Raw genomic sequence first — 12,442 nt, forward strand, 5'->3', positions numbered from 1 at the left:
CATACAGGTCGTAAACGTGCTCGACCGTCGGCTGCTGATACAGCGCCTCCACCAGCGCTTGTTTCAGCGGTTCACCCGCCAGGTTGATGATGCGCACGCTCGGCGGAATCTGCCCGGCACGCTGCAGCGCAGCAATTGCCGACGGCACAGTGTTGATCAGGCGTACCTGATCGCGGGCCGGCAGTTGCGCCAGCTCCAACGCATTACGCGCGATGATCAGCGAGCCGCCGTTGGCCAGGGTGACAAACAGTTCCCACACCGACAGGTCGAAGCACACCGACGTCGAGGCCAGTACGCCTTGAATGTCGTCGCGGCTGTAGACCTTGGCCGACCAGTCGATCAGCGCCATGACGTTGCGATGGGCAATCGCCACGCCTTTTGGTTTGCCGGTGGAACCGGAGGTGTAGATCACGTAGGCAAGGTTGTCCGGCTGCACCGCAGTCTGTGGCGCAACAGTCGAATAACCGCTCAACGAAACCTGATCCATCAGCAGCACTTGCGTATCGCCCGGCACGCTCAGGGTCAAGGCAACCGCCTGTTCGGTCAGCAACACCCGCGCCCGGCTGTCCTCCAGCATGTAGGCAACGCGATCCGCCGGGTAATCCGGGTCCAGCGGCACATACGCACCACCAGCCTTGAGCACCGCCAGCAAGGCAATCAGCAACTGCTCGGAACGCGGCATGGCCACGCCCACCCGCACTTCCGGACCAACACCCAACTCAAGCAGTTTGTGCGCCAGACGATTGGCCTGCGCGTCCAGCTCGGCGTAGGTCAGTTGCGTATGGGCGAAGGTCACCGCCAAGGCATCCGGGGTCGCCGCCACTTGATGGGCGATGGCTTGATGGATGCACTGCTCGGTAACGAAATCGCTGTTCACTTGCGAGCCGTGTTCAATCAGGTTCAGTTCACTGAGCGAACGTTCCCCGCCATCCGCCATCTGGCTCAGCAGACGCTGCAGATGCGCGCCCAACTGCGCCACGCTGGCCGCAGCGAAGCTGTCGCGCTGATAACTGAAATGCACCGACAGTTGCGCGCCCATGTTCACCAGCAGGGTCAGCGGATAGTTGGTCTGCTCCTGATTGGCCACCGCGCCGAAGCGCAGACCTTGCGGCGCACCGCGTTCCAGTGCTTCGCCGATCGGGTAGTTCTCGAACACCATCAGGCTGTCGAACAGCGCGTCACCGCCCTGCCCGGCCCAGCGTTGAATATCCGCCAGCGGCGTGTGTTCGAACTCGCGTGAGGCGAGGTTCTGCGCCTGCACCGCTTGCAGCCAGGCGATCACGCTCTGCTGCGCGGGCGGTGCGGCGATCACCGGCAGCGTATTGATGAACAGGCCGATCTGCGCTTCGGCACCCGGCAGGTCCGCCGGGCGCCCGGCGACGGTGGCACCGAACGCCACGCAATCCTTGCCGGTGTAGCGCTGCAACAGCAGCAGCCACGCCGCTTGCACCACGGTGTTGACGGTGACTTTCGCGGCCCGGGCAAACTCGCCCAGGCGCTGGCTCAGCTCAGCGTCCAGCACCTGGTAATGATCGCCGTAACCCACGCTCGGCAAACCGGCCTGCGGCCGCGCGATGGTATTGGCCAGGCGCGTCGGTTCCTGCAGATTGCCCAGCGTCGCCAGCCAGTAGGCTTGCGCCGCCGCGCCATCCTGACGTTGCAGCCAGGCGATGTAATCGCGGTAGCGACCCGCGCCACGGGCGACCGCTTCGCCGCTGTAGTGCTGCAACACTTCGCCGAGCAACTGCGCGCTGCTCCAGCCGTCCATCAGGATGTGATGGTTGGTGTAGATCAGGTGATAACGCTCGGCTGCAGTGCGCACCAGCACCAGGCGCATCAGCGGCGCACAACTCAGGTCCAGACCCAGGGCGCGCTCTTCATCAGCGAGGGTTTGCAGCGCTGCCTCCAGATCAGTTCTGCCGTGCCAGTCGAGCACGCTGAACGGTACCTCGACCTGACGCTGCACCACTTGCACCGGTTGCGGCAGATCGCCTTGCCAGAAGAAGCCGCTGCGCAGGATGTCATGTGCATCCACCACCGCCTGCCACGCCGCGCGGAAGCGTTGCGGATCGACACCGTCGACGTCCAGGCGCATCTGGTTGATGTAGTCGCCATTGCCGTGTTCGAGCAAGGTGTGGAACAGCATGCCCTGCTGCATCGGCGATAACGGATAGATGTCGTCGATGCCTTGCGGCTCCAGCACCAGTGCGTCGAGTTGCGCTTGCGACAGTTGCGCCAGCGGGAAGTCCGACGGCGTCACGCCACGGTTGGCACTGTCGCAGCAGTGGCCGATCAGCGTGGTCAGTTCCTGCACATAGTCGTCGGCCAGACGCTGGATGGTGGCGGTGTCGAACATCGCGCCGCTGTAGGTCCAGCTCAGGTCCAGCTCACCGCCGAACACCTTGCTGTTGAGCGCCAGCGGATTGCCCAGCGGCCCTTGCAGATTGACCTCTGCGCCGCCGGACTCGCTGGTCGGCACGAACAGAGCATCGCTGGCAGCGTCGAAGCTGCCGTCGAACTGGCCGAGGTAGTTGAAGGTCAGGCGCGGCGCTGGCAAGGCTTGCAGGGTGGCACGCGCCGGCTCATCACCAAGGTGCGCGAGTGCGCCGAAGCCGATGCCCTTGTTGGGGATCGCCCGCAGCTGTTCCTTGATCTGCTTGAGCGACGCGCCGAGTTCGGCGGCCGGTGCCAGGCGTGCCGGGAATACGCTGGTGAACCAGCCCACTGTGCGAGTCAGATCGATGTGTTCGAACAGGTCTTCGCGACCATGCCCCTCAAGCAACACCAACGCATTGTCGTCACCGGTCCAGCGCACCAGCACCCGCGCCAGCGCGGTCAGCAACAGGTCGTTGACCTGGGTGCGATAGGCCGCCGGAGCTTCCTGCAACAGCTGACGGGTCAGGGTCTGATCGAGTTTGCTGCGCAGGGTCAGCGCCTGATCGTGTTGCTGACCACCCTGCGGCCGGTCGTAAGGCAAGGCCGCCGAAGCGCCCTGCAACTGCTGCTGCCAGAAGCCCAGTTCGGCCTGCAACGCAGGCGTTTTGGCGTAGTCCTGCAACGCTGCCGCCCAGGCTTTGACCGCACTGGTCTTGGCCGGCAACTGCACGGCGTTACCGGCGAGAATCTGCCGGTAAGCACGTTGCAAATCTTCGAACAGAATCCGCCACGACACGCCATCGACCACCAGGTGATGGACGATCAGCAGCAGGCGCTGACTGCCATCAGCCAGGTTCGCCAGCACCGCGCGGATCAGCGAACCGCCGCTCAGTTGCAGACTGCGCTGGGCCTTGTCGCCCAGTGCCTCAAGGGCGGCGAGATCAGCGACCTCGACTTGCCAGAGAATGGTTTCCCCCGCTTGCGTGGCGACGTCGCGGTAGTGCGCCGACCAACCCGCAGCCTGCTCGACAAAGTCCAGACGCAAGCTGTCGTGCTGCACCACCAACGCATCCAGCGCTTGCTCCAGTACCTGAGCGTCCAGCGCCTGCGTCGGCTTGAGCATCACCGACTGGTTCCAGTGGTGACGGTCGGGAATCGCCTCGGCAAAGAATGCCTGATGAATCGGCAACAGCGCGGTTTCGCCGGTTTGCGCATGCTGATCGATGGGCTGCACGGCTTCGCCGGTCTGCGCGACTGTAGCGAGGGCCTGAATGGTCTGGTGCTGGAACAGGTCTTTGGGGCTGAAGCGAATCCCGGCCTGCCGCGCCCGGCTGACCACTTGAATCGAGATGATCGAATCGCCGCCCAGTTCGAAGAAGTTGTCGCTGACACCGACTTGCTCAAGCTTGAGCACGTCTTGCCAGATCGCCGCCAGTTGCTGTTCCAGCGCCGTCTGTGGCGCGAGGTAGGCCTGTTGCAGTTGGCTGACGTCCGGTTTTGGCAGGTTCTTGCGATCGAGCTTGCCGTTCGGCGTCAGCGGCATGCGTTCAAGACGCAGGACATACGCCGGCACCATGTGCGCCGGCAGGCTGGCCTTGAGCTGCGCGCGCAGGTGGTCGGTGAACTCGGCACTCGCTGAATCGCCGACCACGTAGGCCACCAGACGCTTGCCACTGCCGGCACTGCCTTCCTGCGCCACGACCACCGCTTCACGCACGCCGTCGAGGGCTTGCAGCGCCGCTTCGACTTCGCCCAGTTCGATACGGAACCCACGAATCTTCACCTGATTGTCGATGCGATCCAGATAGTCGAACGTGCCGTCGACGCGCTGGCGCACCAGGTCACCGGTGCGATACAGCAAGCCGCCATTTGCGCTGAACGAGTCGGCGACAAAACGCTCGGCGGTCAGCCCCGGACGGTTCAGATAACCCCGCGCCAACCCGGTACCACCGAGGTACAGCTCACCGGCCATGCCTTGTGGCAGCAGGTTCAGATCGGCGTCGAGCACGTAGGCGCTGCGGTCGCCGATCCGGCTGCCGATCGGCGCGTAAGCGGCACCGCATGGCTCTTCACGGCCAGCCTTCCAGATCAATGGCGTGACCACGGTTTCCGTCGGGCCGTAGCCGTTGATGATGTAGTCCGGATCGAGCGCGCGTTTGACCCGTTCGAAACTGGCGCTCGGCACCGCATCGCCGCCGAAGCAATAGATCCGCACCTTCGGCGGGTTGCCGACACGCTCGGCGTGTTCGGCCAGTTGTTGCAGGTACACCGGCGGGAACGCGACCACGCTCACGCGGTGTTCGATCATCGCGTTGTAGGTCTGCTCCGGCGTCCACAGCGTGTCGTCGCGAATCAGCAGCGAAGCCCCGTGGGTCAGGCTGGTCAGCCAGCGTTCGTGGGCACCGTCGAAGGCGAACGACATGAAGTGGAATTCGCAGTCGCTGTCGCGCATTTCGTAGCGCTGACCGATGGCCTGGCAATGCATCGCCAGTGGGCCGTGGGCAACGCTGACGCCTTTCGGATTGCCGGTAGAACCGGAGGTGTAGATCACGTACGCGAGGTTATGCGGATCGACTGGCACCTGTGGCGCCGTGATCGGCAATTCGCGCAGGTCGAGACGATCCAGTTCCAGCAACGGTACCGACTCGTCGACCGGCAACTGCGCCGACACCGACGAATCGCTGATCAGCAGCGCCAGCCCTGAATCCTCGATCAGATAGGCCAGGCGTTCACGCGGATAACTGGTGTCCAGCGGCACATACGCACCACCGGCCTTGAGCACCGCCAGCAGCGCGACGATCACCGCCTCGCTGCGCGGCAGGGCCACGCCGACCCGAGTCTCGGCGCCGACACCACGGGCGATCAGCGCGTGAGCCAGTTGATTGGCACGCTGCTCGATCTCGCCATAGCTGAAGTGCTGACCGTTGAAGATCACCGCGGTGCGCTGCGGACGCTCGGCCGTCAGCGCAGCAATGCGCTGATGCACAGCGATGTCCACCGGGTATGGCTGCGGCTGGTTTTCGGCTTGCTGGCGGGCATGCTCGTCAGCGCTGGCCAGAGCGATTTCGCCGAGGTTGCGTTCGGCCGACAGCGCAAACTGCTCAAGCAATTGCAGCAGATGGGCACTGATGCCTTCGATCACCTCACCGGCAAACTGGCTGCGGTCGAAGCTGTAGTGCAGCGCCAGTTGCTGACCGAGGGTGACCGCCACGCTCAGGGCGTAGTGGGTCTGCTCCAGGTTGCCGACATCCCCGAATGTCAGGCCTTGCCCGGCCTGGCTCAGCGCCTGGGCGACCGGGTAGTTTTCGAACACCAGAATGTTGTCGAACAGCGCTTCCCCGCCCTGCCCGGCCCAGCGCTGGATATCCGCCAGCGGCGTGTGTTCGAAGTCGCGCAGGCTGAGGTTTTGTGCCTGCACCGCTTGCAGCCATTGGCCAACGCTTTGATCCGGACGCGGCGCGCCAATCACCGGCAGGGTGTTGATGAACAGGCCGACCTGTTGCTCGATGCCCGGCAAATCCGCCGGACGCCCGGCAACGGTCGCACCGAACGCCACCGCTTCGTGACCGGTGTAGCGTTGCAGCAACAGCAGCCACGCAGCTTGCACCAGGGTGTTGACGGTGACTTTCTGCTGCCGGGCAAACGCTTCCAGCGCCTGGGTGCGCGGCACGTCCAGCGTCAGGTAATGGTCGCCGTGGCCACTGTCGCGCTCGCCGCCGGTAGCGGCGCGGGCCAGTCGGGTCGGCTCTTGCACCGCGGCCAACTGAGCGCTCCAGAAGTCCTGACTCAGTTGAGCGTCCTGACGTTGCAGCCAGGCGATGTAATCGCGATACCGTCCACCGCCATGGGCCGGGGTGCGACCGCTGTAGCGTTGCAAGACTTCGCCGAGCAACTGCGAGTTACTCCAGCCATCCATCAGGATGTGGTGATGGGTGTAGATCAGGTGCCATTGCTCGGCAGCGGTCTGCACCAGCACCAGACGCAGCAACGGTGCATGGCTCAGATCAAATCCTTGCTGACGCTCGGCATCGGCCAGCGCCGCGAGGGCTGCCGGCTGATCGTCGCGCTGACGCCAGTCGAGAATGCTGAAGGGCAACTGCACCAGTTTGTGCACGATCTGCAGCGGTTGCGCCAGTTCGCCCTGCCAGACGAAACCGCTGCGCAGAATGTCCTGCGCAGCGACGGTGGCCTGCCACGCGGCGCGGAACCGCTCAGGGTCAAGACCTTGCACATCCACACGCAACTGATTGATGTACTCACCCGCCGCCTGCTCGTAGAGGGTGTGGAACAGCAAACCCTGCTGCATCGGCGACAGCGGATAGACATCGTCGAGCTGACCGGCCGGCACCGGCAGCGCATCCAGTTGCGCCTGGGTCACCCGAGCCAGCGGGAAGTCCGATGGCGTCGCTTGCGCAATGGGTAGCGTGCAGCAATGTTCGATCAGCGCCTGCAATTCGATGGCGTATTGATCGACCAGGTGCTGCACCGTGGCGCTGTCGAACATCTCGCGGCTGAAGCCCCAGCTCATCGACAGTTCGCCGCCGTACACCTGACCTTCCACGGTCAGCCAGTTGCCCAGAGGCGCCGAAGGATCCTGCGCCACGCCGCTGGTTTCAACAGCCGGCACGAACAGCGCCGCCTCGTCGAACTGGCGGTCGAACTGGCCGAGGTAGTTGAAGGTGATGCGCGGTTGCGGCAGCGCGGCCAGTTCGGCGCGCACCGACGGTGCGGCCAGATGCCGTAGCACGCCGTAACCCAGACCTTTGTCCGGCACCGCGCGCAGTTGCTCCTTGATCGCCTTGATCGAACCGTCGAGATCAGCGCTGGCGGTCAGGTTGACCGCGAACAGACTGGTGAACCAGCCCACGGTGCGGGTCAGGTCAATGTCATCGAACAGATCTTCGCGGCCATGCCCTTCCAGTTCGATCAACGTGCCCGGCTGCTGGCTCCAGCGGCTGATGGTGCGCGCCAGTGCGGTGAGCAACAGATCGTTGACCTGGGTGCGATAGGCGGCGGGCGCCTGTTGCAGCAACTGGCGGGTGCGCTCGGCGTCGAGGCGCCATTCGATTTTCTCGCCATGCAGGTTGTGCAGGCTGCCATCCGGGCGGTCGCACGGCAGATCCCTGGCACCCTGATGCTGGGCTTTCCAATAACCCAATTGCTCATCGAAGCGCGACGCTTCCTGCGCCAGACGCGCAGTCCAGCTCTGGAACGCGCTGGTCTTGGCCGGCAACTGAACGCCGCCACCCGCCGCCAGTTGCTCGTAAGCCTGCTGCAGATCTTCCAGCAGCACCCGCCAGGAAACGCCATCGACCGCCAGGTGATGAATAATCAGCGCCAGTCGTTGCGAGCCGTCGGCCATCGTCACCAGCAACGCGCGCAGCAGCGGGCCGTTTTGCAGGTCGAGGCTGCGCTGGGCTTCGTTGCACAGCGCCTGCAACTGTTCGGCAGATTCGGCATCGCGTTGCCACAGCTCAGCGCCCGTCAGCAGCGGGCCGTGGCTTTGTTGCCAGCCTTCAGTGCCTTCGACAAAACGCAGGCGCAAGGCGTCGTGGTGATTGATCAGGTGCGTCAGCGCCGCATCGAGCCATTGCGCGTTCAATGCCTCACGCGGGGTCAGCAGCAACGACTGGTTCCAGTGCTCGCGCACCGGCATCGCCCGGCTGAAGAAATCCTGCTGGATCGGCCCGAGCACGGCGTCGCCGGTCACCGGGCCCTGATCCACCGAGGACAGATGATCGTGGCTCGCGACCAGCGCCAGACTGCGCACGGTCTGGTACTGGAACAGGTCACGCGGGCTGATGCGGATCCCGGCCTGTCGCGCACGGCTGACCACTTGAATCGAGATGATCGAATCGCCGCCCAGTTCGAAGAAGTTGTCTTCGAGGCCGACGCGGTCGAGGCCGAGCACAGCTTCCCAGATCGCCGCGAGGGCTTTCTGCATGGCGTCCTGTGGCGCCACGAATGCCTGTTGCGGCGCGGCATCCGGTTGTGGCAAGGCCTTGCGGTCGAGCTTGCCGTTGGCGGTGACCGGCAATTTGTCGAGGGTGATCAGGTAGGTCGGCACCATGAACTCCGGCAAACTGCCGAGCAGCCACGCCTTGACCTCTTGCTGCCACTGCTCGTCTGCCTGCGGGTTTTCCAGCACCAGATAAGCCACCAGATGCTTGCCGCCCTGCACCAGCACCACCGCCTCACGCACCAGCGAGTACTGCATCAGGCGGGTCTCGATTTCGCCCAACTCAATGCGCAAACCGCGCAACTTAACCTGATGGTCGAGACGCCCGAGGTATTCGATCACGCCGTCGGCACGCTGCCGCACACGGTCGCCGGTGCGGTACAGGCGCGCGCCGTCATGGAACGGGCACGGCACAAAACGTTCGGCCGTCAGCGCCGGGCGCTGGTGATAACTGCGCGCCAGCCCGGCGCCGCCCAGATACAGCTCACCGGCGACACCGCTCGGCACCGGCAGCAATTCGGCATCGAGGACATGGGTGCGCAGGTTGGCGATCGGCCGGCCGATCGGCACGCTGTCCGCGCCTTCATCGACACAGGTCCAGTGGGTGACGTCGATGGCCGCTTCAGTCGGGCCGTACAAGTTGTAGAGGCTCGCGTTCGGCAGTTTGGCGAAGACTTGCAGCTGCGCATCCAGCGGCAACGCTTCACCGCTGCAGACAATCCGCTTGAGTCCGCTGCAGCTCTCCACGCCGGCCTCGTGAATGAACGCCTGCAACATCGACGGCACAAAGTGCAGCGTGCTGATGCCGTGGCGGTTGATGCTATCGATCAATTGCAGCGGATCACGGTGCGCGCCCGGCGCGGCCACCACCAGCCGCGCGCCGGTCAGCAGCGGCCAGAAGAACTCCCACACCGACACGTCGAAACTGAACGGGGTTTTCTGCAACACCGAATCACTGGCGTCCAGCGCATAGGCCTCCTGCATCCAGCACAAACGGTTGACCAGCGCCGCGTGGCTGTTGCCGGCGCCCTTCGGCTTGCCGGTGGAACCCGAGGTGTAAATCACGTAGGCCAGGTTCAGCGGATCGACGCTGACCTCCGGACGGCTATCGCTGTAACGGTCGAGCAGCCCCGGCTGATCCAGGGTGATGACGTTTACGCCGTCAGTCGGCAGCGCTGCCAGCAACGCCTGTTGCGTCAGCAGCAAAGTGATGCCGCTGTCCTCGATCATGTAGGCCAGACGCTCCTGCGGGTACTCCGGATCCAGCGGCACATAGGCGCCTCCAGCCTTGAGAATCGCCAGCAGCGCGACGACCATTTCCACCGAACGCAGAGCGCAAACGCCGACCAGACTGTCCGCCTGCACGCCCTGTTCGCGCAACAGATGCGCCAGACGATTGGCCCGCGCATCCAGCTCGGAGTAGCTCAGCGTCTGTTCGCCGAACACCAGTGCCGGGGCCTGCGGCGTACGCGCGACCTGTGCTTCGATCAACTGATGAATCGGCGTGTCGCTCGGGTACTGCGCGTGGACGTTGTTCCAGTCGTGTACCAGGGTGCGCTGCTCGTCAGCCTCCAGCAGCGGCAACTCACCGATGCGCTGCGACGGATCAGCGACCATCGCCGTCAGCAGGCGCAGCCAGTGCCGCGCCATGCGTTCGATGGTCGGTGCATCGAACAGGTCGCTGGCGTAGGTCAGCGCGGCGTGCAGCTTGCCGCCCTTCTCCCAGGTGTCCAGCGTCAGGTCGAACTGAGTGGTGCGGCTCTGCCAGTCGAGGCTGTCGAGTTGCAGGCCGGATGCGGTGCTGATGGTGGCGATATCGGCGACGTGCGGCTGATGGTTGTACATCACCTGGAACAGTGGCGTGTGGCTGAGGCTGCGTTCCAGCTTCAGCGCTTCGACCAGTTGCTCGAACGGCAGATCCTGATGCGCCTGGGCACCCAGCGCGGTTTCCTTGACCGCCCGCAGCAGTTCGTCGACCCGGGTCTGGCCGTGCAACTGCGTGCGCAGCACCTGGGTATTGACGAAGAAGCCGATCAGGCCTTCGATCTCGCCGCGATTACGGTTGGCGATCGGCACACCGACGCGCAGGTCGGTCTGCCCGGTGTATCGGTGCAGCAGCGCATTGAAGGCGCCGAGCAGGAACATGAATAAAGTGACTTGATGCTGTTGCGCAGCGCTGCGCAGTTGCTCGGCGAGTTGGCCGTCGACCGCAAACTCGTAACGAGTGCCGCGATAGCTCGGCATCGCCGGGCGCGAATGATCCAGTGGCAACTCCAGCACCGGGTGTTCGTCGCCCAGTTGTGCCTGCCAATAATCGAGTTGGCGCGTCTGCTCACCGGCCTCCAGCCAGCGGCGTTGCCACAGCGCATAGTCGCTGTACTGGATCGGCAGTGGCGGCAATTGCGGCGTCTGACCGGCGTCGAACGCGTCGTAGCAACGGATGAATTCGTCGATCAACACGTTCATCGACCAGCCATCGGAGACGATGTGGTGCAGGGTCAGCAGCAGCACGTGTTCCTGCTCGGCAAGCTTGAGCAAGGTCACCCGCAGCAAGGGGCCGACCGCCAGATCAAATGGCAACACCGACTGCTGTTCGGCGGCACGGATCACCGCCTGCTCGCGCTCGCTGGCCGGCAGTGCGCTGAAGTCTTCCCGGTTAATCAGCAGCGGCGCGGTGGCTGGCACTTGCAGCAGGCTGTCATCGGCCTGGCGCTGGAACACCGTGCGCAGGGTTTCGTGGCGCTCCACCAGACTGGCGAAAGCTTGCTCCAGCGCCGACTGGTTCAGTCGACCATTGAGTCGCACCGCACCGGGCAGGTTGTAGGCGCCGCTCTGCGGATCGAGTTGCCACAGGAACCACATGCGTCGCTGCGCGTAAGACAGCGCCTGACGATCCTCGGCTGCGATGCCGGCCGGTATCGGGAACCGCGCGAAATCCACGCCCTCCTTGTGCAGGGCCGCGAGGAACATCTGGCGCTTTTCCAGGGGCAACCCGATAAACCGGCGAGCAAGTTTCAAGGAGTCTTCAGCATTCATTTCTCAGCATCCGGATCAGTAGGCAGGAAGCACAAAGGCACGTCGTCCCTATAAAACGAATGCAGACCGGAAAAATTAGCGAATGAGAACAACTGTCAGGCGGGAGGTAGGGCGGCTTTTTTCATGCACACAAATCAAATGTGGGAGCGGGCTTGCTCGCGAAAGCGGTGTGTCAGTCAACGATGCAATAACTGAAATACCGCTTTCGCGAGCAAGCCCGCTCCCACATTGGGTGATGCGCTGTTCAGGCGATTGCGGCCATGACATGCCGACGATGATGCCCTTCCAGCTGATCCTTGATCACCTTGAGCACTTTGGCCTCATGCTCATGAATGAAGAAGTGCCCGCCGGCGAGCATGTCCACCGAAAAGCTGCCGCGGGTTTCCTTGCTCCAGCCGATCAGTTGTTCGGTGGTCGCGCGATCCGCCTTGCCGCCCAGTACATGCACCGGGCAGTTGAGCAACGGCCGCGACAACGGCTCGAATTTGCCGCAGAGCAGAAAGTCGGCACGCAGGATCGGCAGGGTCAGGCTCATCAGCTCGGCATTGGCCAGCACTTCTTCGCTCGTGCCGTTGAGCGTGCGCAATTGATCGATCAATTCGGCATCGGTTTTCGGCTCGGCGAAACCGCGATCATAATCGGCGCGCATCGTCGGCGCCGCCGTGCCCGAGGCAAACAGCGCCACCGGCTCTGGACAGCCCAATGCGCGCAGCGCGTGAGCGATTTCGCAGGCCAGCAGCGCGCCCAGGCTATGGCCGAACAACGCATACGGCGCTTTGAGATTCGGCCGCAATTCCTTGGCCAGTTGCATCGCCAGCGCACGCATATCCGTGTGCAGCGGCTCGTCGAAACGTGCGCCGCGCCCCGGCAGTTCCACCGGTTGCAGTTGCAGCCATTGCGGCAGTTTTGGCCGCCAGCGGCTATAGACCATGGCGCTGGCGCCGGAGTACGGCAGGCACAGCAGGGTCAGCTTGTTCACCCGGCTTTTCCTCGAAAAATTTGTCTGTAGAGAGAAACGGATTACGCCCCCGGCAAATTAGTCGCGCGCCGGTAAATTGCGCCAACAGGCGC

General features: G+C 63.9%; 2 protein-coding genes (1 of these 2 only partly in view). Both read right to left on the bottom strand.

The window, feature by feature from the left end; all coding sequences use genetic code 11:
- Positions 1–11,371, bottom strand: the 5' portion of a protein-coding gene (locus VLA07_RS22640; RefSeq protein WP_333991452.1) for a non-ribosomal peptide synthetase. 950 nt of this gene lie to the left of the window's left edge; 11,371 of the gene's 12,321 nt are visible here — the first part of the coding sequence; it begins with the start codon at positions 11,369–11,371; its stop codon lies beyond the left edge, outside the window.
- Positions 11,372–11,615: 244 nt separating this feature from the next.
- Positions 11,616–12,350 (bottom strand): thioesterase II family protein, encoded by a 735-nt coding sequence (locus VLA07_RS22645; protein ID WP_333991454.1) that lies wholly within the window; start codon positions 12,348–12,350, stop codon positions 11,616–11,618.
- Positions 12,351–12,442: the final 92 nt, after the last annotated feature.

Source organism: Pseudomonas sp. S3(2024) (assembly GCF_036861315.1).
Classification (GTDB): domain Bacteria; phylum Pseudomonadota; class Gammaproteobacteria; order Pseudomonadales; family Pseudomonadaceae; genus Aquipseudomonas; species Aquipseudomonas putida_A.